18 protein-coding genes and 1 pseudogene are annotated in these 22,563 nt (G+C 71.1%); 11 read left to right on the top strand and 8 right to left on the bottom strand.

Going from position 1 to position 22,563, the window contains the following annotated elements:
- Positions 1–8: 8 nt before the first annotated feature.
- The 3 genes from ACZ3UD_RS11075 to ACZ3UD_RS11065 form a co-directional block, all read right to left on the bottom strand.
- The gene (locus ACZ3UD_RS11075; protein ID WP_465585171.1) at positions 9–914 is read right to left on the bottom strand and encodes a carbohydrate ABC transporter permease; all 906 of its coding nucleotides are present in this window, start codon (positions 912–914) and stop codon (positions 9–11) included.
- 4 nt (positions 915–918) lie between these two features.
- Positions 919–1,791, bottom strand: a complete 873-nt coding sequence (locus ACZ3UD_RS11070; RefSeq protein WP_465585169.1) for a carbohydrate ABC transporter permease — start codon at positions 1,789–1,791, stop codon at positions 919–921.
- A 154-nt stretch (positions 1,792–1,945) separates the two neighbouring features.
- Entirely contained in the window at positions 1,946–3,235 is a 1,290-nt protein-coding gene (locus tag ACZ3UD_RS11065) for an ABC transporter substrate-binding protein (RefSeq protein ID WP_465585168.1), read from the bottom strand.
- 132 nt (positions 3,236–3,367) lie between these two features.
- On the opposite strand from ACZ3UD_RS11065, the gene ACZ3UD_RS11060 reads away from it, so the two are divergent.
- The 11 genes and pseudogenes from ACZ3UD_RS11060 to ACZ3UD_RS11010 all read left to right on the top strand — a co-directional run bounded on the left by ACZ3UD_RS11060 (position 3,368) and on the right by ACZ3UD_RS11010 (position 18,016).
- The gene (locus ACZ3UD_RS11060; protein ID WP_465585166.1) at positions 3,368–4,450 is read left to right on the top strand and encodes a LacI family DNA-binding transcriptional regulator; all 1,083 of its coding nucleotides are present in this window, start codon (positions 3,368–3,370) and stop codon (positions 4,448–4,450) included.
- A 154-nt stretch (positions 4,451–4,604) separates the two neighbouring features.
- Complete coding sequence (locus ACZ3UD_RS11055) at positions 4,605–7,043, top strand: endo-beta-N-acetylglucosaminidase (RefSeq protein ID WP_465585165.1); 2,439 nt, start codon at positions 4,605–4,607, stop codon at positions 7,041–7,043.
- Positions 7,044–7,071: 28 nt separating this feature from the next.
- Positions 7,072–11,259 (top strand): glycoside hydrolase family 38 N-terminal domain-containing protein, encoded by a 4,188-nt coding sequence (locus tag ACZ3UD_RS11050; protein ID WP_465585163.1) that lies wholly within the window; start codon positions 7,072–7,074, stop codon positions 11,257–11,259.
- Positions 11,256–11,951 (top strand): DUF7158 domain-containing protein, encoded by a 696-nt coding sequence (locus ACZ3UD_RS11045; RefSeq protein ID WP_465585161.1) that lies wholly within the window; start codon positions 11,256–11,258, stop codon positions 11,949–11,951. Before ACZ3UD_RS11050 ends, ACZ3UD_RS11045 begins: the two co-directional genes overlap by 4 nt.
- Before the next feature lie 568 nt (positions 11,952–12,519).
- Positions 12,520–13,173, top strand: a complete 654-nt coding sequence (locus ACZ3UD_RS11040) for a LysE family translocator (RefSeq protein ID WP_465585160.1) — start codon at positions 12,520–12,522, stop codon at positions 13,171–13,173.
- 70 nt (positions 13,174–13,243) lie between these two features.
- Complete coding sequence (locus tag ACZ3UD_RS11035) at positions 13,244–13,573, top strand: DHCW motif cupin fold protein (protein WP_465585158.1); 330 nt, start codon at positions 13,244–13,246, stop codon at positions 13,571–13,573.
- A gap of 257 nt (positions 13,574–13,830) precedes the next feature.
- Complete coding sequence (locus tag ACZ3UD_RS11030) at positions 13,831–14,415, top strand: hypothetical protein (RefSeq protein WP_465585157.1); 585 nt, start codon at positions 13,831–13,833, stop codon at positions 14,413–14,415.
- Between the two features lie 466 nt (positions 14,416–14,881).
- Positions 14,882–15,313: an effector-associated constant component EACC1 gene (locus ACZ3UD_RS11025; protein ID WP_465585155.1), complete on the top strand. Its 432-nt coding sequence runs from the start codon at positions 14,882–14,884 to the stop codon at positions 15,311–15,313.
- Complete coding sequence (locus tag ACZ3UD_RS11020) at positions 15,306–17,678, top strand: caspase family protein (RefSeq protein ID WP_465585153.1); 2,373 nt, start codon at positions 15,306–15,308, stop codon at positions 17,676–17,678. Before ACZ3UD_RS11025 ends, ACZ3UD_RS11020 begins: the two co-directional genes overlap by 8 nt.
- 120 nt (positions 17,679–17,798) lie before the next feature.
- Positions 17,799–17,882, top strand: a pseudogene (locus ACZ3UD_RS11015) (IS5/IS1182 family transposase); the annotation flags it as partial.
- Positions 17,876–18,016, top strand: a complete 141-nt coding sequence (locus tag ACZ3UD_RS11010; protein WP_465585152.1) for a hypothetical protein — start codon at positions 17,876–17,878, stop codon at positions 18,014–18,016. The pseudogene ACZ3UD_RS11015 and the gene ACZ3UD_RS11010, both read left to right, overlap by 7 nt.
- Positions 18,017–18,160: 144 nt before the next feature.
- On the opposite strand, the gene ACZ3UD_RS11005 is transcribed toward ACZ3UD_RS11010, so the two are convergent.
- The 5 genes from ACZ3UD_RS11005 to ACZ3UD_RS10985 form a co-directional block, all read right to left on the bottom strand.
- Complete coding sequence (locus tag ACZ3UD_RS11005; RefSeq protein ID WP_465585151.1) at positions 18,161–19,063, bottom strand: hypothetical protein; 903 nt, start codon at positions 19,061–19,063, stop codon at positions 18,161–18,163.
- A 7-nt stretch (positions 19,064–19,070) separates the two neighbouring features.
- On the bottom strand, positions 19,071–19,439 hold the full coding sequence (locus ACZ3UD_RS11000) for a peptidase inhibitor family I36 protein (RefSeq protein ID WP_465585149.1): 369 nt from the start codon (positions 19,437–19,439) through the stop codon (positions 19,071–19,073).
- Positions 19,440–19,725: 286 nt separating this feature from the next.
- Positions 19,726–20,247 (bottom strand): carboxymuconolactone decarboxylase family protein, encoded by a 522-nt coding sequence (locus ACZ3UD_RS10995; protein WP_465585147.1) that lies wholly within the window; start codon positions 20,245–20,247, stop codon positions 19,726–19,728.
- Between the two features lie 180 nt (positions 20,248–20,427).
- Complete coding sequence (locus ACZ3UD_RS10990) at positions 20,428–21,666, bottom strand: cytochrome P450 (protein WP_465585472.1); 1,239 nt, start codon at positions 21,664–21,666, stop codon at positions 20,428–20,430.
- Between the two features lie 62 nt (positions 21,667–21,728).
- Positions 21,729–22,103 (bottom strand): hypothetical protein, encoded by a 375-nt coding sequence (locus tag ACZ3UD_RS10985; RefSeq protein WP_465585145.1) that lies wholly within the window; start codon positions 22,101–22,103, stop codon positions 21,729–21,731.
- Between the last annotated feature and the right edge of the window lie 460 nt (positions 22,104–22,563).

The following is a 22,563-nucleotide window of genomic DNA, read 5'->3' as shown; positions in this document are numbered from 1 at the left end:
AGACGGGCTCATCCCTTGACGGCTCCCTCCTCGACGCCCTTGAAGAAGAAGCGCTGGCAGACGCCGAACACCACGACGATCGGCAGGAAGGCGATCATGGTGCCGGCCGCGATCAGCCGGGGGTTGGCGGAGAAGGTGCCGTTGAGGTACTGGAGCCCGACGGTGAGGGTGTACTTCTGCGGGTCGTTGAGCACGATCAGCGGCCAGAGGAAGTCGTCCCAGGCGCCGATGAAGGTGAAGATGACGATCACACTGAGCATGCCGCGCACATTGGGCAGGCCGATGTGCCACAGCCGCTGCCAGACGTTGGCGCCGTCGACCAGTGCGGCCTGGTCGAGCTCGGCCGGTACGGCGGCGAACGCGGTGCGCATCAGCAGCACGTTGAGCATCGCGATCGCGCCGGGCAGGGCGACGCCGGCCAGGCTGTCGGCCAGGCCGAGGCTGCGCACCAGCACGTACTGGGAGACGATGGTGACCTCGCCGGGCAGGACCAGGGTGGCCAGGAAGAGACCGAGGACCAGCTTGGCCCCGCGAAAGCGCAGCCGGGCCAGCGCGTAGCCGGCGAGGGTGCAGCCGACCACGTTGCCGGTGATGCAGACGGCGGCCACGATCAGCGAGTTGAGGGCGTAGGTCCACACCGGGACGGTGTCGGCGACCGTGCCGTAGTTGCCGAGGGTGGGCTGGTCGGGAATGAAGCTCGGGGCGCGGGTGAAGACGTCCTCGGCGGGGCCCTTGAGGGAGGTGGACAGCTGCCACAGGAAGGGGCCGATGACCAGCAGCAGGACGAGGACCAGGAGCAGGTAGCGGGCGACGGTGTGGGCGGGGGAGGGGGTGTTGAAGCCCCGTGCGGCCTTGGGGCGTCCGGCGGTCTTCGCTGCGCGGACGGCGGTCTCGGGTTCGCGGACGGTGGTCACGGGGTCAGGCCGCCTTCCGGTTCAGCCGCATCAGGAACAGCATCGGGCCGAGGGTGATGACGAACAGCAGCAGGCTGAGCGCGGAGGCGTAGCCCAGATGGCCGTTGAAGCCGCGGCTGTACATCTGGATCAGCATCACCACCGACATGTCCCGGCCGCCGGGCCCGCCCTGGCCGTTGGAGAGCACGTACAGCTCGGAGAACACGCGCAGCGAGCTGACCGAGATCAGGGCCGAGATCAGCACCATGGTCGGGCGCACCCCGGGCAGGGTGACGTGCCAGAACCGGCGCAGCGAGCCGGCGCCGTCCACGGCCGCCACCTCGTGCAGCTCGCGCGGGACGTTGGCGAGGGCAGACAGGTAGATGACCATGTAGTAGCCGAGGCCCTTCCAGACGGTCAGGGCGATCGCGCTGAACAGCAGCAGCCAGCGGTCGGTGAGGAAGGTGACCGGGGAGTGGGCCAGTCCGGTCTGCTGGAGCAGGCCGTTGACCAGGCCGCGGTCGTCCAGCACCCAGCCCCAGATCAGCGCCACCACGACGGCGGAGGCGATCACCGGGGTGTAGAAGGCGGTGCGGAAGAAGGTGATGCCGGGGATGCGGCGCTGGACGAGCAGGGCGAGCAGCAGCGGCAGGACGGTCAGCAGGGGGAGGCAGACCAGCATGAAGACGATGCTGTTGAGCAGGGCGTCGGCGAGCTGGTCGTCGTCGAGCAGGCGGCCGTAGTTCTCCAGGCCGGTGAACTGCCCGCCGCCCAGGGGCTTGGCGTTGGTGAAGGACAGGATCACCGTGTTGACGGCCGGCCAGAGGTTGAAGACGGCCAGCCAGAGTATCGCGGGCCCGGCGAGCAGCCAGGGGATGAACCAGCGCCGGTGGGTCATGCGGTGCCTTCCTGGGGCCTCGGCCCTGCTGGGGCCCGGTGCGGTGCGGGCGCGGCGCCTGCGGTGCGGGCCCGGGGCCTGGGGGTGCGGGTCATTCCCGGGGCGGCGGGTCTGGGGCCCGCCGCTTCGCCGGTACGGTCCTCGGAGCGGGTGGTCAGCCCTTGAGCAGCTTGTCGCACTGTTCGACGGCGGTGTCCAGCGCCTGCTTGGAGCTGGTCTCGCCGCTGATGGCCAGCGCGAACTGCTGCTTGATGATCGTGCCCATCGCGTCGTCCACCTCGACCGGCTGGATCAGCTTGGCCTTGGCGAGCGAGGTGAAGGCGATCACCTTGGCGTCGCTCGCGTTGGTGCCGTCGCTCTTGCTGAAGAACGGGTCGTTCGCGGAGGCCTTGGTGGACGGGAAGACGCTGGTCAGGTGGGCGAAGGCGGCCTGGTTCTCGGGGCTGGTGACCCAGCGGGCGAGGGCGACCGCGGCGGCCGGGTTCTTGGTGTTCTTGGGGATGGACAGGCCCTGGACGTACAGCGGCGGGGTGGCCATCGCGGGGGAGGGGACGACCTTCGGGGCGAGCGTCGGGTTGTCGGTGGCGAGGCTGGTGATGAAGTTGCCGCCGCCGGTGGTCCAGGCCGCCGTGCCGGAGCTGAAGAGCTTGGAGTTGCCGGCGTAGGTGTCGGTCAGCACGCCGTTCGGCATCAGGCCTTCCTTGAAGGCGTCGCGGTACTTGTCCAGCAGGGCGGCGGCCTCGGGGGTGTTGAAGGTGAAGGACTTTCCGTCGTCGGCCATGATCTTCACGCCGATGTTGTAGAGGTCGCCGAGGCCCGGCTTGCGGCTCATCAGGTAGGCCTGGCCGCCGGACTTCTCCTTCATCACCCGGGCCTGGGCGATCAGCTCGTCCAGGGTGGTCGGGGGCTTCTTCGGGTCCAGGCCGTTCTTCGTGAGGAGCTCCGAACTCCAGTAGTTCACATCGGTGTTGAGGTACCAGGGGTAGCCGAAGGTGCCCTGATAGCCGTTGTAGCGGTAGGCCTCCACACCGCCGGCGACGTACTCGTCGGCGAGCTTGGGGTCGGCCTTGGCGACGTCCAGCAGGACGTCCTTCTTCGCGAGCGGGAAGGCGAAGTCCGGCGGGAGGTTGACCACGTCGGGCAGGGTGCCGGAGGCGGCCTGGCTGAGCACCTTGTCGGAGTAGCCCTCGCCGGGCTGGTCCAGCCAGTCGACCTCGACGCCGGGGTACTTCTTCTTGAAGCCGTCGATCACGCCCTGCATGTAGTCGGTGAACTTGGGCTTGAGCGCCCAGGTCTGGAGCGAGACCCTGCCCTTGACCTCACCGGTGGCGGCCGCACTCGCCACGCTGTCGCTGTTCTTGCCGTCGCCGGAGCCGAGTCCGCAGCCGGTGAGGGCCGCCGCGGTGAAGGCCGTAGTCGTCAGTGCCGCCCAGATTCTTCGCATGAGGGTCTCCCGGTCCTGGGGGTGGGTGGGGGATGGTGCGGAACATCAGAATCTGACTGACTAAACCGGTCTAGCTATGGCAGGGACTATGCTCCCGCCTAAACTTGGCTGTCAAGAGAGGAGTCGGGTTCTGTGGGCAGACCGACGATCGCCGACATCGCGCGCCAGGCCGGCGTCTCCAAGGGCGCGGTGTCCTTCGCGCTCAACGGCCGCCCGGGGGTCAGCGAGGCGACCAGGGCCCGGATCCTGCGGGTGGCCGAGGAGATGAACTGGCGGCCGCACAGCGCCGCGCGCGCCCTCGGCGGGGCCAGGGCGGACGCCGTCGGCCTGGTGATCGCCCGCCCGGCCCGCACCATCGGCGTCGAGCCGTTCTTCAGCCAACTGCTCTCCGGCCTGCAGGCCGTGCTCTCGGCCAGCTCCGTCGCACTGCACCTGATGGTCGTCGAGGACACCGCCGCCGAGATCGAGGTCTACCGGCGCTGGGCCTCCGAGCACCGGGTGGACGGCTTCATCGTGGTCGACCTGCAGGTCAAGGACCCGAGGCTGCCGGTGCTGGACGAACTGGGGCTGCCCGCCGTCGTCCTGGGCGGGCCCGGCAAGGGCGGCAACCAGCTGCGGATCTGGGCCGACGACCGGGAGGCGATGCTCTCCATCGTCGACTACCTGGCCGCCATCGGGCACCGCCGGATCGCCCACCTGGCCGGGCTGCCGCACTTCCAGCACACCCAGCGGAGGATCCGCGCGCTGCGTGACGCCTCGCGCCGGCTCGGCCTGGAGGAGGCGGTCTCGGTGCCCACCGACTTCAGCGACGCCGAGGGCGCGGCGGCCACCCGCACCCTGCTCTCGCGGGCCAAGCGGCCCACCGCGATCGTCTACGACAGCGACGTGATGGCCGTCGCCGGGCTCGGCGTGGCGGGGGAGATGGGTGTCGCGGTGCCCGGCGAGCTGTCCATCGTCTCCTTCGACGACTCGGTGCTCGCCCGGATCGTCCACCCGCCGCTGACCGCGCTCAGCCGGGACACCTTCGCGCTCGGCGAGCAGGTCGCGCGCAGCCTGCTGGAGGCGGTGGACGAGACCGGGCCCGGGCGGGACCTGCAGATGCCCACGCCCCGGCTGACCGTACGGGAGTCCACCTCGCCGCCCGGTGCCGCGCCGCCCTCACCGGTCGGAGTGATTGCTGCGCGAGTCGTTGACACGGGTTCTGAACCGCTTTAGCCTCGCTGCGCCGACGGGGTCCGGTCCTGCGCACTGTCCGCTGTCATGTTCGCTGAATTCCCCTCTCGATGAGCACCGCCACGCCCGCATGCACCCGGGCGGGCCGCTGCCGGTGGGCCCGGCCCCACCCACTCCGCTCGATCGGAGCCACCGCATGTCAAGACGTCTCCCCCTGCTGCTCAGCGCCGCGCTCGCGACGGCCGCGCTGGGCGTCGTACCCGCCGCCCAGGCTGCTCCTGTTCCGGCCTGGCCGGCCGTCGCCGCCCCCGGGAGCCAGCCCTACGCCTCCTACTGGTACCCCAGCACCATCCTGAACTGGGACCCGGCCACCGACCCGGACGCCCGGTTCAACCGCTCCAGCGTCCCGCTCCAGCCGCGCACCGGCGACCCGGCCCTGGCCGCCAACCCCAACGCCCATGCGGGCGAGGGGAAGATCGCCTCGCTGGTCTCCTTCGCCCCCACCTCCAACAACCCCTCCCAGGGCTCCGCCGACCCCAACTACTACGCCTTCGGCTACTGGCAGTACGTCGACAAGCTGGTGTTCTGGGGCGGCTCGGCCGGCGAGGGCCTGATCCTCGCCCCCAACCCGACCGTCATCGACGCCGCCCACCGCAACGGCGTCAAGGTCTACGGCACCGTCTTCTTCCCGCCCACCGCGTACGGCGGCCAGCTCCAGTGGGTGCGCGACTTCGTCCAGAAGTCCGGCGACCGCTACCCCGTCGCCGACAAGCTGGCCCAGGCCGCCCAGTACTACGGCTTCGACGGCTGGTTCATCAACCAGGAGACCGGCGGCGGCGATTCGGACCTCGCGACCGAGCTGCAGAACCTGATGCAGTACACCAAGGCGCAGAGCGGCACCGACTTCATGTGGTACGACGCGATGACGACGTCGGGCGCGGTCGACTGGCAGAACGCCCTCACCGCGGCCAACTCGCCGTTTCTGCAAGACGGTCCGAAGCGCACCTCGGACTCGATGTTCCTCAACTTCGGCTGGACGCCCGACGGCCTGGACTCCTCCAGGACGCTGGCCCGGCAGCTCGGCCGCAGCGAGTACGAGCTGTACTCCGGCATCGACACCGAGGCCAACGGCTACAACACCTCCGTCGACTGGAACGCCCTCTTCCCGTCCGGGCAGCCGCACACCACCTCGCTCGGCCTCTACCGGCCCGAGTGGACCTGGAAGTCCGCCACCGACCGCGCCGACTTCTACGCCAAGGACGCCCGCTACTGGGTCGGTGCCAACAACGACCCCTCGAACACCGACCTCTCCAGCGGCTGGCCCGGCCTGGCCGGCTACGTCGCCGAGTCCTCGCCGATCACCGCCAAGCCCTTCGTCACCAACTTCAACACCGGCCAGGGCGACTTCTACAACGCGGCCGGCACCCGGGTCGCCACCGGGGGCTGGAACAACCTCTCGCTCCAGGACGTCCCGCCGACCTACCGCTGGGTGGTCAACTCCAGTGGCAGCAAGCTGAGTCCGTCCGTCGACTTCACCGACGCCTATCAGGGCGGCTCCTCGCTGCGGCTGACCGGGACCCTGGACGCCGCCAACACCGTGCGGCTGTACGAGACCAGCCTGCCGGTCGCGGCGAACACCAAGCTCGACCTGGTGGTCAAGACCCCGGCCGCCGGACCGACCAAGCTCAAGGCCGCCGTCTCCTTCACCGACTCCCCGGGCAGTTTCACCACCGTGGACGTCGGCGACGACTCCGGCACCGGCTGGGAACGCCACACCCTCGACCTCTCCCCGTACGCGGGCCGGACCATCTCCCAGCTCGCCCTCCAGGTGGACGGCTCCGACCCGGCGTACGACCTTCGAGTCGGCCAAGTCGCCGTCTACGACGGGGCGATGGAGACCCCGGCCGCGCCGAGGAGGCTGACCGTCCTCGGCGCGAGCGACGTGACCCCGGGCGCCAGCCAGTCGCTGCGGCTCTCCTGGACGGCCGCACCCGGCGGCAACGTCCACCACTACGAGGTGTACCGGCGCAACGCCGACGGCAGCCGGACCTTCCTGGGTGCCACGCCCAACGACGCGTACTTCGTCGGGCGGCTCGACCGGGCCGGGACCGAGTCCACCACCACGCTGGACGTGGAGGCGGTGTCCACCACGTACGGGCGCTCCACCGCCGCCTCCACCACGGTGAGTTGGACCGGAGCGCCGTCCACTTCCACCAACCTGGCGCTGAACCGCCCGGCCATCGCCTCCGGCCAGTGCAACGCCAACGAGGGACCGGCCAAGGCCGTCAACGGCAGTGTCAGCGGCGGGAACAGCGATAAGTGGTGCACGCTGACGTCGTCCAAGTGGCTTGAGGTGGACCTCGGTTCGGCGAAGAAGCTGAACAAGTTCGTGGTCAGGCACGCCCAGGCGGGCGGCGAGAGCGCCTCGTACAACACCCGGGACTTCTCCATCCAGGTCCGCTCCAGGATCACCGACCCGTGGACGACCGTCGCCACCGTGACCGGCAACACGGCGGGGACCACCACCCACCCGGTGACGACTGCAGCCCGCTACGTCCGGCTGGTCGTCACCAAGCCCACCCAGATCACCGATCCGGCCGCCCGCATCTACGAGTTCGAGGCCTGGGGCCAGTAGCCCCTCCGTTGCGAAAGGACCCCTCCCCGTGCCGGTCACCGCCATCACCGCCGTCGAGAGCACCGACCTGTTCGTCGGCCCCGAGGACGCCCCGCGCCAGATCCTGCGGGTGACGATCGAGGGCCCGGCCGCCCGGATCGCCGTCAGCGGCCCAGGCGTCCGCGGCGAGGCGACCGGCACGGGGCTGGTCGACGTCCCGCTGGAGATCACCGGCGCGGCCGTGGGCTCGCAACTGCCCGTCACCGTAAGGGCTGGGTCCGTATCGATGGACTCCCTCGTGGAGGTCGCCGAGCCCGGCTGGACGATGTACCTGGTCTCGCACTTCCACTACGACCCGGTCTGGTGGAACACCCAGGCCGCCTACACCTCCCCCTGGGAGCTGCTCTCCGCCGACGCCACCACCCGCCCGCTGTGGGAGCGCAACGGCTTCGCGCTGGTCGACGCGCACCTGGACCTCGCGCTGCGGGACCCGGTCTACACGTTCGTGCTTGCCGAAGTCGACTACCTGAAGCCGTACTTCGACCAGCACCCGGAACGCCGAGCGACCCTGCGCCTGCTGCTGGAGCGCGGGCAGGTCGAACTCGTCGGCGGCACCTACAACGAGCCCAACACCAACCTGACCGGCGCCGAGACGGCCATCCGCAACATCGTCTACGGCATCGGCTACCAGCGCGACATCCTCGGCGGCGACCCGCAAACCGCCTGGCAGATCGACGTGTTCGGGCACGATCCGCAGTTCCCCGGCCACCTCGCCGCGGCCGGGCTCACCGGCAGCGCCTGGGCGCGCGGCCCGTTCCACCAGTGGGGCCCGATCCAGAAGAACTTCCGCGAGGCCAAGGACGACGCCCGGGTGATGCAGTTCCCGAGCGAGTTCGAGTGGATCGCGCCGGGTGGGGAAGGCGTGCTCACCCACTACATGCCGCACCACTACTCGGCCGGCTGGTGGATGGACTCCTCCCCGGACCTCGCCGCCGCCGAGCAGGCCGTCTACGAGCTCTACCGGAAGCTCAAGCCGGTCGGGGCGACGAAGAACCTGTTGCTGCTGGTGGGAACGGATTACACCCCGCCGAACAAGTGGGTCACCGAGATCCACCGCTCCTGGGCCGCCAAGTACCTGTGGCCGCGCTTCGTCTGCGCCACCCCGCGCGACTTCCTGGACGCCGTCCGGGCCGAACTCGCCGCCACCGGGCGCCGGCCCAGCCCGCAGACCCGCGACATGAACCCGGTGTACACCGGCAAGGACGTCTCGTACATCGACACCAAGCAGGCCCAACGGGCGGGCGAGGTCGCGGCGGTGGACGCGGAGAAGCTCGCCACGCTCGCGGTCGTGAACGGGCTCGGGCGCTACCCGGCCGCCGCCCTCGACAAGGTGTGGCGCCAACTCGCCTACGGTGCCCACCACGACGCGATCACCGGCTCGGAGTCGGACCAGGTGTACCTGGACCTGCTGGGCGGCTGGCGGGAGGCGTACGACCTGGCGTCGGCCGTGCGGGACGCGGCGCTGGACGCGCTGGCGGCGCGGATCTCGACGGTGGGGGCCGGGTCGGCGGTGGTGGTGACCAACACGCTGTCCTTCGACCGGAGCGACCTGGTGGCGGTCGAACTCCCCGACGGTGTGCGGTCGGTGCGGGTACTGGACGAGGCGGGTTCGCCGGTGCCGAGCTTCGTGGACCGGGGGACGCTGCGCTTCCTGGCCGAGTACGTTCCCGCGCTCGGCTGGCGGACCTGGCGGCTGGTGGAGGGCGCCGCCGTTTCGGCGTGGACGGCCGCCGAGGGCGCGGTGATCGCCAACGCCCGCTACCGGGTGACCGCCGATCCGGCGCGCGGCGGCGGGCTCTCCTCGGTCTATGACCTTCTGCACGAACGGGAGTTGATTCAGGACGGCCGGATCGGCAACGAGCTGCGGGTGTACGAGGAGTACCCGCAGCACCCTGATTTCGGCGAGGGTCCGTGGCACCTGGTGCCGAGCGGGCCGGTGGTCGGCTCCGGGACGGCCGGGGCCTCGGTCCGGCGGGAGACCGGCCCGCTCGGCGAGCGGCTGGTGATCGGGGGGACGGTCGACGGGGTCCGCTACGAGCAGACGGTCACGCTCTGGCGGGACCTCGATCGGGTGGACTGCCGGACCAGGGTCGTGGACTACTCCGGCACCGACCGGTTGCTGCGGCTGCGCTTCCCGGTGGAGGTGCCCGGCGGGCTCCCGGTCAGCGAGATCGCGGGAGCGGTCATCGGGCGCGGCTTCGCGATGCCGGATGTGGACTCGGCGGAGGCGCCGTGGACGCTGGACAACCCGGCGAACACCTGGTTCGGGCTGGGTGCTACGGCGCGGGTGGAGCTCACCGATCCGGTGGGGACGGTGGTCGGCTCGCGGGCGCTCGGCGTGGCCGAGGTGGTCGTACCGACGCTGGACGACGCCGCCGAAGCCCGTCCGCTGGTGGTCGCCCTCGCCCGGGTCGGGGTCACCGCCACCACCTCGGGGGCGGACTGGGCGCGGTACGGCTGGCTGGACGTGGACTCCAACCTGCCGGACTTCCGGGTCGTCGTCGGCGGCCCGGAGGTCAACGAGGTGGCCCGGGAGTTGATCGAGCGCACGGGGGAGGAGTACGCGGCCGTGCTGAAGGTGCACGGCGCGGTGTGGGTACCGGCGCTGACGCCGCTCACCGAGGTGTGGCGGCCCGACGCGGACCTGCGCGACCTGCGATCCCTTCCCGCGCTGGTCGTGTCCGATGTGGCGGCGTTGGTGGACGACCTCGCCGATGCGCGGATCACCGCCGTCTGCCCGGCGGTCGTGACCGACCGACTCGGCGACCACACCGTGGCCTTGCTCAGCTTCGGCCTGCCCGGATTCGCGGTGGACACCACCGGCGCGCTGCACCTCTCGCTGATGCGCTCGTGCACCGGCTGGCCCTCGGGCGTGTGGATCGATCCGCCCCGGCGCACCCTGCCGGACGGGGCCTCCTTCCAACTCCAGCACTGGACACACGAGTTCAACTATGCGTTGGTGGGCGGCGACGGCGACTGGCGGGCGCAGACACTGCCCGCGCAGGGGCAGGAGTTCAACCACCCGCTGTACGCACGGATCGTGGAGGCCCAGGAGGGGCCGCTGCCGGCCACCCTGTCCTGGCTGCGGGTCGAACCGCAGCGCGAGGTGCTGCTCGGCGCGCTCAAGCCAGCCGGGAACCCGTTCGCGCACGGCTCGGCTTCTTCGGAGGGCGGGCCGGACCTCACCGTCCGGCTGGTCGAGTCGACCGGCCTCGGGCGGACGGCGCAGCTCGGCGGCGCGCTCGGGCTGGACGAGGTGCGGCCCGCCGACCTGCTGGAACGCCCGCTCGGGGAGTCGGCCGACGTCCTCGACCTGGCCGGCTCGCAGATCGCCACCCTGCTCGCGGCTCCTGCCGTGACTGCCCCAGCCGATGGCCCCGTACTCGGCCCGGTCGCCGAACCCGCCCAGCCCGTCCACGCCCGCTACTGGCTGCACAACCGGGGCCCGGCCCCACTGGGCTACCTGCCGGTGTCGGTCGGCGCCTCACCGGGGCTGCTGCGAACGGCGGGGGAGGCGGTGGCACTCTCGGTGGCGCTCTCCTCACAGCTGCGGGACGCGGCGGTCGAGGGTACGGCTGTCGTCCTGCCGCCCGAGGGCTGGACGACCAGCCTCGGCACCCGCCCGTACCGGCTGGAGCCCGGCGGCCACCTGCGCTTCCCGGTCACCCTCACCCCGCCGTCGAACGCTGAACCCGGCCTGCACTTCGCCGCCGTCCGGATCGAGCACGACGGCCAGCAGATCGAGGACGTGGTCACGATCGCCGTCGGCGACCTGCCCGACCTGCTGCCCGTCGCGGGGGACACCCCCGAGGACTGGACCGCCGCCCAGGGCACCAAGGCCACCATCAGCCGCGACACCGGCCTGTCCGTCGACGTCTCCCACGAGACCCTCCGTGTCACCGCCGGCGGCCGCGCCACGCTGAGCCTCACCCTCACCAACCGCACCCGCGGCGAGATCCGGGGCGAACTTCAGCTGGTCTCCCCGTGGGGCACTTGGGAAGCCATCGCCCAGCCGGTCCGGGGCTTCACCGCCCCGGCTGACTCGACCGTGACCGTCGACTTCGACATCACCGCCCCCGAATCCATCGACCCGGGCTCGTACTGGGCCCTCGCCAAGGTGATGTGGTTCGGCCGCTGCCAGTACGCCCCGACCGTCGCCCTGGTGGTGGAAGCATGACTCTCGGCCTGCTCGACGGGCACCCTCTCCCACGGACGGCCCTCGACGACCGCCTCGCCGCCCTCCGGAACGGTCCACGCTCCACCGCGCTTCCCCGGCCCGGCAGTTCGGAGGACCGCCAACTCACCCGCTGGGTCACTCAGGTGCTCCTAACCGAAGCCCTCTGCGAAGCAGTCGCCGCCGAACGCAAGCTGCCCATCGGCCCCGGCGGGCCCGCCCACCTCGACCAGCAAGCCGCTGTAGAACTCGGCTCCATCACGGCGGCCGCCTACGAGGGCAGCGCCGCCGTCCGAGCCGTCTACGACGCCGTGACCGCCGACATCGAGCCCTCACCCGCCGACATCGCCCACTACCGCGCCCTGACCACCCACCCACCGGCCACCCGCTGGCACATCGCGACCCCTGACGGCGGCTTCGAGGTCGACCCCGACACCCTCCCCACAGCCCTCGCCGAAGCCCTCCGTGAAGCACCACCCGGAGAGTGGGTCACCGTGGGCCCCTGGAAGGCCAGCATCCTGGCCACCCTGACCATCCCCCAGAGCCCCGACCCCACCCCCACCCTCCGCGAAGCCGCTCGCCGAGCCGCCTTCGTCCGCTGGATCGACCACGAACGTGCCCAACGCCTCACCCTGGTCGAGGGATTGGAACACCCTGGCGACCCCGCCCAACCCGACAACCACCACCGCCACTGAGCAGCCCGGCAGTTCGCCTGCCGCGCCCCGGATGCCGGGCATGGCAGACCGGTCGGCGCCGCGGGTGTCTCCTCCCAGGACCATGAAGGCCTCCGCCGGCCGACACGCGGGGGCGAATGTGGGTGTGGCCACTCTGCTGGCCGGCCCCCTGCGGATCAGGCGGGGCAGGAGCCGGACGATCACTCGTGCGGCGCCGCCTTCGCCGTCCTCCTGGCGCTCGCGTTCGCTACCGTCGCCCTGGGCGTCATCGCGGCCCTCCGGATGCGGCCCAGGCCCGACGACCGCTCCGACCCGGAACGTCAGGACCACCACCCGACCCGGGGCACACCCGCCTGACCGCGACGCCGCGCGGCCGAGTCGAGTCCCCCGACTCGGCTCGGCGGCAGGGAATCCGCGCCCGCCTGGCCGTACGAGCTCCCGCATCCGCAGTCGACCGAGCAACGAGGGCTTGAGGTGCGGCGGACTCCCGGGGGCGAAGCACCGAGCGAGCAGCGGCATCGATCCTGCTGATGCGCAGTGAAGCAGACCGCATTGGACGTGATCGCGGCCGCGACTCCAGGATGGCCGCATGACCGTTTCCTCTGCCATCGCCTCCTTCGCCGTCGTGGCAGGCATGCTGACCATCATGCCGGGACTGGACACCGCTCTGGTGCTACGCTCCGCCATCACCCTGGGCAGGCGCCGGGCCTTCGCAACGGCGCTGGGGATCCTCTGCGGCGTGCTCGTGTGGGGCGTGGCCGCCGCGGTCGGTGCCTCGGCGGTGCTCACGGCATCCCATCTGCTGTACGACGCACTGCGCTTGGCCGGTGCCGGGTACCTGGCATGGCTGGGGATCGGCATGCTCCGCCGGACGCTCAAGGAGCGCGGCCGGCCCGTGCCGGGGGATGCGGCGGGCGGAGCGGGAGCCACGACCGCGGAGGCGACGTGGGTGCGGTCCTGGGCGCGCGGGCTGGGCACCAGCCTGCTGAACCCGAAGAACGGCGTCTTCTACATGGCGATGCTGCCCCAGTTCATCCCCAGCGGCGCCCCGCATCTTCTGATGGGGGTCGTCCTGGCGACTGTGCATGATCTGGAGGGGCTGGTCTGGTTCAGCGCGCTGATATTCGGCACCCAGCTCGTCCGCCGGTGGCTGAACCGCGGCTCGGTGCAGCGGGTCATCGACGCGATCACCGGCACGGTACTCGTCGGCTTCGGCATCAAGCTGGCACTCGGGGACAGCTGACCGCCGTCAACTCGCCGGGCGGCGTCAGAACTTGGATGTCGGGCCGCGCCGAGCGGGGTAGTGTGACCGAATGAATCTCAGCGGCTTCCCCTTCACCGCGACCGACTGGAGCCAGGTCCGCGAGGAGCGCAAACCGGGTGAGAGCGGGGAGGTGACCAGCCGCGTGCAGCACTTCGGCGGGGTTCGGGTCCGCCGGGTGGACTACAGCCCCGGATACGTCGCAGACCACTGGTGCCACAAGGGGCACGTGCTGTACGTCCTGGAGGGCGAGCTCGTCACAACGCTCGACGACGGCCGCGTCGTGGTCACCGGCCGGGGCGGCAGCTACCAGGTGGCCGACGATGCCGAGGCGCACCGCTCCAGCGCGCCGAACGGAGCTAGCCTGCTGATCGTTGACTGACGAACGGATGGCCTTCTGGCAACTTGTTTGGAATGTGGCAGATCTGCTGAGAAGCCACGCTTTTGAGCGGCCCCTCGCTCCGTGGAACGAGGGACCGCCGAGTCAGTTGGCGTGGTGGTGGTCGAACTCCCCGGCTTGGCGGCTTCGAGGAACCTGGGGAATCTAGCAGGGGAGGTACCTCGCGAGCTCCCGTAGCGCCGAGTGACCGTGGCGGTATCGTCGACCGCATGACTGAACTGAGCGACTGGACGTACGTGGTGACCGACATCGAGGTCGACGGTCCATGGGCGGGCCCGAACTCGATGCGGTCCTTCGCCTCTGTTGCCGCGACGATGGACGGTCGGACGTTCGGCGAGTTCGAGGCCGTCCTCGAACCGCTCCCCGGGTCGGCGCCGAACCCGCGCACGAAGGAATGGTTCGATTCCGAGCCGGGCACGTGGGAGGCCGCGACCGCGAACCCGGAGCCCATCGTCGACGTGATGAGCAGGTACGTGGAGTGGATCCAGTCGCTGCCCGGCCAACGGGCATTCGCCGCGGCACCGCTGTCGTTCGACGGCATATGGATCGACTACTACCTGCGCCGGTTCACCCCGTACGGGCTGCACCAGGGCCCGTACGAGCGGGATCGCCTCTTCCACGGACCGGCGCTGTGTCTGCGCTCGTACACGGCGGCATTGACAGGGCGGCCGGCTGCTGACCTTCCGGCGCCGAAGCTGCCCCCGCACTGGCTCGGCGATGTGGAACACACCCACAAGGCGATCGACGACGCACGCGGCTTCGCCAACCTGCTGCACTTCCTCACCCGGAACGCCGGGACACCCGGGATCACGTTCGACGCGTGAGCAGGCATGCCGCACGGAGTGGTCCTCGAATTGAGCGAGGACCGAGCCGCGTAGCGGAGCTAGGCTGGGACTTGTCCGCCCGATCATGTGGGGAGCCAGATGACGAGGGCTGCTGCGGCGATGGTGCCGAGGTAGACGTAGCCGCGCTTGTCGTATCCGGGGGCGACAGCTCCGGCGTGCTTGAGCTTGTTGATGGCCTGTTCGACGGTGTTTGCGTTTCCGTTCCTCGTTGAAGCCCGGAGGCCGTCCGTCGCGTGAGCCCTTGCGTAGGCGGACGACCCGGCTGTCGGTCTTCTCCGGGATCGTTTGCCGGATGCCCCGCCTGCGCAGATAGGCGCGCCGGCTCCTCCGGTTCCCCGGAGTCCGCCGAAACCCCGCCCCGCCAACTGACCGGCCCGGCTGCGGATCACCCCGGTTCCTGCCATGATGCGCGGTGGAACGACAACGAATTGGGGAGCATGGCAAGTTGACTGACATTCAGATACGTCTCTCCAGCGGTGACGCGATCGGCGAGACCGCCGCCCTGTGGGAGTGGCTGCGCGAGGAGGAACAGCTCCGGGGGCGGGTCAGGGCGGTGACGGCGCCGCCCGGAGCGGGGGAACTCGGCGGCGCCGTGGAAGTCCTGCAAGTGGCGCTGGGGGCGACCGGCGCCGCAGGGGTTCTGGCCCGGTCGCTCACGGTTTGGCTGAGGACCCGTCGCTCGGACGTGAAGGTCACCGTGAGCCGCTCGGCCGAGGGTGACACGACCGCGGTGGAGGTGACCAACGTCGACCCCGGCAGGCTGGAGGAGGTCCTCCGCCGGGCACTCGACGGGACGCCCGACGGCAGGACTGGCGAGAGGCCCGACGGGACGCCCGACCACAGGATCGACGAGGACAGAAGCGACGACGATGCCTAGCCTGCCCGGCCTGCCCCCCGGTCTGACCTCCCGGGCCATCCTCATCGGGACCACCACCTACCGCGACCCCGGATTCACCAAGCTGCCCGCCGTCGCCAAGAGCCTCGACCGGATGAAGACCATCCTCACCGACGAGAAGCTGTGCGGCTGGTCCGAGGACGAAGTGACGGTGATCCAGGACCCGGAGAACATCCAGGAACTCGCCCCCCGACTCCGTCAGCTGATCGAGAGCACCGACGGCGCCCTGCTGCTGTACTACGCGGGACACGGCCTGCTCCGGCCGAATGCCCAGCTGTGCCTGACGCTCACCGACACCAACCCGGCCGAACCCGACGTCAGCAGCCTGACGTACGAGAAGGTCCGCGACAACCTGCTCGGCTGCCCCGCCCGCGTCCGGATCGTCATCCTGGACTGCTGCCACGCGGGCCGCGCCACCCGGTCGCTCTCCGGCCCCGGCGGCGCGGGCATCGGCGCCCTCGGCGACGCCCACCTCGACATCGAGGGCACGTACACCCTGGCCGCCGCCGAAGGCGCGGCCGACGTCGTGCCGCTGGAGGAACAGGACACCACCCCGACCTCCTTCACCCAGCACCTCGCCGAACTCGTCGAGGAAGGCGTCCTCGGCGGCCCCGAACTGCTCAGCCTCGGCTTCCTGTTCCCCCACCTGAAGTCCCGGCTGGCCCGGCACAACCTGCCGCTGCCCACCCAGGGCAACACCAAGTCCTCCTACCTCCTCCCCTTTACCAAGAACGCCGCCTGGGAGGCCGCCACCCGGGCCCTCGACGAATACCGCTCGACCATGGCGGAAACCCTCGCCCACAGCGAACGCCGCGGGCTCGGCCCCGACCAGCTCGCCGACGCCCTCGCCCTCTCCGCCGACGCGGCCCGCGCCTACCTCAGCGGCCACTGGATCGCCTCTCAGGACCTCCTGTGGGACTACTTCGCCATCCTCGAAGCCCACGGCTGCGCCCCGTACGACCACACGAGGGACCGTCTCGCCGAACTCCGCGCCATCGCCGAGGGTGCCACCGCGAACGACCCCCGTGAACTGCCCGCGCTGCTGGAGCGCAACCACGCCCAGGCCCGCGAGATCAGGGAGCTGCGCGGCACCCTGGCCCGCGAGCGCGCACACTCCGCCGAAGTGGTGATCGCGAGGGAGGAGGCGGACCGGGCACGGGCGGAGGCCGACCGGGTCCGGGAGGCCGCGGCCCTGGCCAGGGCCGCGGCCGACGAGGAAGCGGAACGCCGGTCGCGGCTCGCCGACGAGGAACTGGACCGCCTGCGCGAGCAGGTCGACGAGCAGCGCCGACAGCTCGTCCACGCCTCCCGGTACACCCGGGAGCTGGAATCGGAACTGGCCGGAATCCAGCGGGAAGCCGAGCGGATCGAGCACGAACTACGGGTGCTGCGCCGGCAGGTGGGCGCGATGATGAACGCGCCCGTGGCGCCGCCGCGCCGCGTCGCCGGGGATGCCGCGACCGCCGTGACTGCCGAGCCGGTGACCGTGCCGGAACCCGTGCCCGCGCCCGTGCCGGAGCCGGTGGGGGTACCCGTCGGAGCCGGGGTGACCACGGAGGCGGAGACGGCCACGGCGCCCGCGCCGCCGAGCCGACCCCAGCCCGCACCTCGGCCGGTCGAGCCGCCCCGGCGCGTCACCACCACCCCGCGCCCGTCCTGGCGCAACCGGTCCGGGCGCTCTCCGTCCTGGCACTCCCGCAGGAGGTGGGCCCCCGGCCTCCGGTCGGGCTGGTCCTCGGACTGGAGCAGGCCCGCCCAAGTCGTGATCGTCCTCCTCGGGCTGGCCGTCGTGGGGAGCGGAGTCTTCTGGGGCTTCCTCCTGCGGGCCGAAGCGATCGGCGACCTGAGTGCCAAGCCGTGCGTCACCGCGGCCACCCGCGCCTCCGACTGCATCGCGACGGAGACCGGCCGGGTCACGAAAAAGGAACACACCTCATCCGACGACAGAGACTTCTGGACTCTGACGGTCGCCCGCGAAACGGCGGGCAGTGACAGCTACGACGTCAGCGACGCGCTCTACGGCTCGGTCGAGACCGGCGGCACCGTGGACGTCAAGGTCTGGAAGGGGGAGGTGGTCCGGATCGAGCACGCCGGTCACTCCAACCGGGTCAGGGAATCCAGCATCGGGGACCAGCTCCTGGCCGTCCTGGTGGTCACGACGGGAATCGTGCTCACGGTCGCGCTGCTGAAGCGAGCCGGAGTGGGTGAAACGGCGTTCATGATCGTGTGGTTCTCGATGTGGGAGGTCGTACCGGGCCTGCTGTTCATCGACAGCACCTCCTGGTGGGCCCTTCTCGGGCTGGTGTGGGCCGCCATCGGCTTCTTCGGCCTGGAAATGCTCGGCTAGGGTCCGTCTTCAAATCCGATCAAGTGGTGAGAGATCATGTCGGCCGCGGTGCGTCGTCATGAGCTTTCAGATGCCGAGTGGGCTGTGCTGTCGCGGTTCCTGCCCAGTTCGGGGACTGCGGGCCGGCCACCCGGCTTCGACCGGCGCGTCTACCGCCTCCGCAACGTCGTCGAACGCCGATTCAACCGACTCAAGCAATGGCGCGGCCCGCACTCGGCGCTGCGGCCAGCGACACGACCCGCCCGGTCGACATCCAGGCCGTCATCGCCTGGATCCGGAAGCCCGAGCACCGCAGTCACACCGACCACGGCCTGGAAGGCTCGATCCACAGATCCTGACAAATCTGTCGGCCGGCGGGGCTGCCGCTGGATTTCGCGGGTCGGTGCACCGGCCGCCCGTTCAGTGCCAGAGCTGGTCGAAGGTGTGGATCGCCTGTTGGGCGGCGGGGGCGAGGGGGGCGAGGGGGGCGAGGGGGGCGGCCCTCAGGGTGTGCCGGTCGGCCGGTCCGCTCGGGTGAGGGCCTGTTGCCGGAGGGAACGGAGCTGGTCGAGCAGTGGTCCGTCACCGCCGAGGACGGTCTTCTCGACGTCGCTCTGCGCCTGGCTGACGGCGGTGGCGAGTCCGGCCTGCTCCTGGCACCGGGCCGAGGTCTTGGCCAACGAGAGTTCGTCGCCGATCAGTTCGTGGGTCTTCGCCGGGTCGCCGCCGTCCTGCTGCACCCGCTGGTCGATCACGGCGATCGGGTCGCCCAGGTGGCTGGCATGCTGGTGTGCGGCGGACATGCAGTCGCGCCAGCGGCCCTCGGCGGCGGTGAACCGGCCGTCGGCCTGGACGGCGGCGACGACCTTGCCGCTGAGCACCTGGAAGGTGTTGTACAGGCGCAGGTAGTCGGGGCCGTAGAGCGTGGTGTCGGCCTGGATGAGGCAGGAGTCGCTGTTGTAGAAGAACTGCTGGTGGTCGGGCAGGTCGACGGTGACCCGGTGGGCTTCCGTCCCCGACAGCGCGGCCTTCCAGGCCCGGTCGGCGGCGTGGTCCTGGTTGGGGTCGGCGGCCTGCTTCAGGTTCAGCGCCGTGCTGATGACGCCGAAGCCGTCGTCGGCGGCCTGGTCGCCGCTGAGCAGCCCGTACGGGTTGGCGTCGACGCGGTGGTCGCCGGTGCTGAGGCTCTGGGGGCGGTACTCGAAGCCGCGCTCGCGCATGCAGGAGGCGACGAGACCCTCCTCGGCGTCGTGCAGGGCGACGCGCTGCGGCTCGTCGTAGTGGGTGACGCCGCCGAAGGGGCGTGGCTGGGCCCCGGGCGGGGTGGTGCCGCCGGACGAGGAGCATCCGGCGGCACCGAGGCCCAGGAGGACCGCCGCGAGGGCGAGGGTGGTCCTGGTCTTCATCGCTCGATCAGACCGTGCACCAGCGGTTGGAGAGGATCTGCGGCAGGTTGCTCTCGATCGTGGTCCAGCCCGTGCCGCGGTAGAGGATCCAGCCCTGGCCCACGGCGTTCTTCTGGGCGTAGACGACGACGTTGCAGCTGTTGCCGTTGTTGAACGCCGAGCCGCCGAGGCTGTCGTTGAAGTTGGCGTACATGCTCAGGTCGTTGTTGTCCTGGTAGACGGTCTGGACGCTGCCGCTGTAGTTCGATCCCCAGTACACGCACAGGCCGCCCGCGTTGCAGCGGGCCGGCGCGGCCTCGGCGGCCGGGGCGACGACGCCCGCGCCGACGACGACGCCCGCGGCGACGGCGAGCGCGGCGATGGTCTTCTTGAACATGGTGGCTCCTCGAATCGAGTGAAGGTGCCTTACGCCGACCGGATCTGACGTTCCGTCGGCGATCGCCAGCCTGCGTCAGGACCGGGGGCGATCGCCATCGGCGCGGACCGCCTGGGGACGGTGGGACGCCGTCCCGCGCCCTGGCCTGCGGCGTCCCCGGGCGTCCCGGACGAACTGCGGGACGGTGCGCCGGGCGTCGGGGCGCGGAACGCCGACCGGCCCGCCGGGCGAGGGGCTCGGCGGGCCGGGGTGAGGCGGTGGCGGGCCGGTGTGGGGCGGTGGTGGGTCAGGCCCAGGGGTCGGTGAAGGACCGGCCGGGGACGGGCTTGGCGATGAGTGCGATGGCGGTGAAGAAGTTCACCTGGCCGATGGCGAGGGCGAGCGTGGCGAGCGCCTTCTCGTCGTAGTGGGAGGCGACTTCGGCGTACAGCTCGTCGCAGACGCGCTCGCCGTGCGGGTTGGGCTGGAGCGTGGCCTCGACCAGGGCGAGGGCGGCGCGCTCGGGGGCGGTGAAGTACGGGGAGTCCTGCCACGCGGCGACCGAGGCGATGCGCTCCTCGGACTCGCCGGCCTTGCGCAGGAACCCGGTGTGCAGGACGGTCAGGTAGGTGCTGCCGGCGATCTGGCCGGCCCGCAGCTGGACCAGGCCGATGGTGGCGCGCGGGATCGAGCGGTTGCCGACGGCCTTGAACAACGCGGCCGACACCTCGGCGAGTTCGGGGACGAGCTCGCCCGGGTCGGTGGCGAGGCGGGGGTGCAGCGGGATCTCGGCGGTGATCGAGCGGCCAGTGGTCGAACGGGTGGTCATCGCGGTGTTCCTCTCGGGGCGGGTGGTGCTCTCACTGCTCCGACGGATCCCGGCGCGGGTGTGTGACAGCGGGGCGCGAAGTGTTCTGATCGCGTCCCGCGCGCATGCTCGGAGCGGCACCTGTGAGCAGCAGTCCGACCATCGCGGGTAGTCGGCGGCGTCGTCCTGGTGCCCGACGGTTCAGCGCAGGACCGCCGGAGTCGGGCCGTCCGGGCGCACCGTGATGCTGTAGGCGGCCCCGGACGGCCGGGAGCGGAACTCCAACGTCCCCATCGGCAGCAGCAGTTCCAGCAGCGCCGTGGTCTCCCGCACGGCGAACTGGGTGCCCAGGCAGGCGCGGGCGCCCAGGCCGAAGGGCAGGTAGGCGCCGAGCTGGCCGGGGCGGTCCGCTCCGGGGGCGAACCGCGCCGGGTCGAAGCGCGCCGGGTCGGGCCACAGGGCCGGGTCGCGGTGGGTGAGGTACGGGCAGACCAGCACGTCCGTACCGGCGGCGATCCGGTGCCCGGCGATCACGTCGTCCTCGACGGCGTGCCGGGGGAGCAGCCAGGCGGCGGGGTAGAGCCGGAGGGTCTCGCTGACCAGCGCCTGCGGGTCGGCGCCGCGGGCGCCCGGGTTGTCGTCGAGCAGCAGGAACAGCCAGGTGAGTGTGGTGGCGGTGGTCTCGTGGCCGGCCACCAGCAGGGTGACCAGCTCGTCGCGGATCAACCGGTCGGTGTATTCGGGGTGGTGGTCGGCCGCGTCGAGCAGGACGCGGAGTACACCCGGTTCCGCGGAGTCCGCGGTGCGCGCCGTCTCGATCGCGGCCTGCGCGACGGCGTCGATCCGGGCGAGGTCCCGGGCGACCGCGTCCCGGGCGTCCGCCGCGTTGGTCGGCAAGGTCGGCATCGCGGCCACCACCCGTTCCACCGAGCGCAGTTCGCCATCCGTCCGGTCGTCCAGCGGCAGTCCGGTGAGCGCCCGCCAGACGGTGTCCAGGGCGAAGCCGCGCATCTCCTCGCCCACGTCGAAGGTCTCCCCGCTGCGCCGGTAGCCCTCCCAGCGGGCGGCGGTGCGGCGCGCCGCGGCGGCGATCCGCTGTTCGTAGCGGCGCATGCCCGTCCCGGTGAACTGTGACTGCAGCAGCCGCCGTTGGCGCTTCCAGGCGTCGCCGGTGGCGGAGAGCACGCCGTCGCCGACCAGCATCCGGGCCCGGTGCGAGCGCTTGACGTACCGGTCGGGGTGGCGGCCGAGGACGTGCTGCACCGCGGCCGGGTCGGTGACCAGTACGGTCGGGGTCGGGCCGAGCCGGAAGGCGGCGATGCCGCCGATGCCGCGCTGGGCGCGGGCCAGCAGGTCGACCAGCTGGGCCTCTTCGGCCCGCCACTGCTCGACGGCCTCGGGGGCCAGTTCCGGCACGGGGACGGTGTCCGTGGTCACCAGGGTTCTCCTCGGCTCGGTCGACGTCAGACGAAAGGCGGGGCAAGCCCGAGGCCGACTCTACGTCAGACGCGCAGCGGCTCAGGTGGGTCGGCTACCAGTGGTGGATCACACTCGGCCTGCTCGGCCCGACCCAGCTGCCGTCCAGCCGACTGCTGTTCACCGTCCGGGGGGGCCGACTGCCCCGCCTGCGCGCCCGCCTCGCGGCCTACGCGCCGCAGGCCGCCCACCAGTTGGCGGAACTGGCGGGATCGTGAAGCCGGCGGGATCGTGAAGCCGGCGGGATCTTGATGAACGGCGGCGATCACGCCGCTCGCGAGCCAGGTGCGGGGCGTGGAGCAGCGCCCGATCGACGACCTGACCGCACCGCGCTCCGGTATCTCGTGCGCCTGCTGACGAATGCGCCCCCTTCGCGCCGATCTGACGTCAACTTCGTACACTAATGTTCCTCAGATCGGGTCATTTGTGGCGTTAACACGTCGAATGACTGCCCTGACCTACGGCTCCCGCTAGAGTCTCTGATGTTTCCAGTCGTTAGTCCGCGACGAACGAGGGGGGAGCGTGCTGTCCGCCATCGCATGCCGGCTCGCCCGTCCACTTCGGCTCTCAGGGGGGAATTTCCTGATGTCTTTGCCGCGGGGTCCGGGATGTAGCTGACCTCGGGTCCGATTGGCTTATCGGCATATTCAGTGTTCGCAGTCGGAATACCAATTTCGGCGCGGGGGTATTCGGTTCACGCCGCCATCGACGTCCGCCGCGGCCGGCTCGGCCGCGTTCCCGCCCGCCGGTGAGCTCACCGCCGCCCTGCCGCACCCCTGACGCCGGATGAGGGCCACCGGACAGTCCGCCTGACCCCGGCCCGCGAAGCCGCCCCTCCCGCGCCCGCGTCGTCCCGCCACC

The sequence above is a fragment of the Kitasatospora sp. NPDC023118 genome (genome assembly GCF_055560875.1).
This window is presented reverse-complemented; position numbering and strand designations above follow the sequence as displayed.